At 29.0% G+C, this 1590-nt stretch carries 1 protein-coding gene; it reads right to left on the bottom strand.

The window, feature by feature from the left end:
- Positions 1 to 1470, bottom strand: a 1470-nt coding sequence (locus C0512_RS15525; RefSeq protein ID WP_290863208.1) for a PAS domain S-box protein, incomplete at its 3' end; no start/stop codon positions are given.
- Positions 1471 to 1590: the final 120 nt, after the last annotated feature.

The raw sequence follows: 1590 nt of genomic DNA, 5'->3' as shown, positions 1-1590 counted from the left end.
TAAAACAATACTTTTATTTTGAAGTGTGTCTTCAATTTTTTTACGTTTTAAAGTTTCAATTCCTAACGAGATAATTTCAGAAACAGAGCGTGTAAAATTTATGTCTTCATTATCCCAGTACCGAATAGTATCCGTTGCTTCAAAACAGATAATACCATAAAGTTTTCCATTTATAAAAACAGGATAGTCAAGTAATGATTTAATATTGTGTTCATTAAAGTAATTACCGATAAACTCAGATGTTTCTTTTTGACGTTTTACATCGGAAGCGATAATCATTTGTTCTCTTTCTATAGCTTCAAAATAAATAGGCAATTCTTTTTTGTAAAGAATCAAATGGTTGGAATGTGTATTGGTTTTTAGATTATATAAATCTTGACATTCGATACGATCAGGGTAATAATTCCAAAAACTGATACGTTGAATGCCGGAAGCCTTAGATACATTTTCAAAGATTACTTTCAAAATAGGCGTTATACTATCAAAAATAGCAAAACTTGTTGTAGACAATTTTGAAAGTGCATTATTGTATTTTTTGATTTTGTCCTGACGTTGTGATTTTTCAACTTCTAAGTTTCGAATCATGGTAATGTCACGAGCAATTCCTGAATAGCCTATGATTTCATTTAAATCATTTCTTTTGATGGTTACCTTTTGAGAAATCCATACTTCTTCACCACTTTTCTTTAGAATTGGAAATTCAAGAAGTGAAAAATCGTTTAAATATTTGAATTCTTCTTGGTAGTGACTTACAATTTGTTCCCTATAATCTTCCCGAATTAATTCAGCATAATACATGTTCATCAGTTCAGTTAAATCATATTCTAACAGTGAACAGGAAAAGGAATTTATAAAGGTAAATTTACCATCGTCATCCGTTTCAAAAATTAAATCGGTGGCACTTTCAATTAAATTTTGATACCTATGTTCAATATTAATCTGGTCAGTTACATCATTGCCAATACCAACAAAAAGGTCTTCTCCAAATTGTTTATCAACCCATTGAATGTATTTATATGTTCCGTCTTTACATTTTAATTTCCGGGTATACATTCTGTCAACCATATAGGTGTCATGATAGGATTCTCCAACAAATTCTGGATCTTCAGTGAGCTCCCAAAAACCCATTCCTAAAACCTCGACATGATTATAGCCTAAGATATTTTGTATGCTTTCACTACAGTAGGTTAGTTCTCCTGATTTTTTAGCTGCAATTACTAATGATTTACCACGATTGACTATTTCATTCGCAAAGAAGAATTTTTCTTTATTATTCTGTAATGCAACGTGTTTTGTTTGGTTAATAATGACAATAATCAAACAGAAAATGATGGTAATGATTCCTATACTTAATGGAATTTGTTTTTGTATGATAAGTCCAATAATTACAGTAATTATGAGAACTATGTATAGTAAATAGTGTTTGTAATTATTGAAAACATTAAAGGAAAATAAGACAATAATTAACATTCCTGAAAAAGTTACTAACTCAAAAGGTCGAGTTACTAAATTTGTTAATACTATAATTGAAAAAATTAGGAAACTAATTGTAAATAGTTTGGAGAGATTGTTTTCTATTTTTTTTATTTT

Source organism: Flavobacterium sp. (genome assembly GCF_013822155.1).
In the GTDB taxonomy this organism is placed as follows: domain Bacteria; phylum Bacteroidota; class Bacteroidia; order Flavobacteriales; family Flavobacteriaceae; genus Flavobacterium.
The sequence above is the reverse complement of the archived record's forward strand: the minus strand, read 5'-3'. Positions and strand labels throughout refer to the sequence as shown.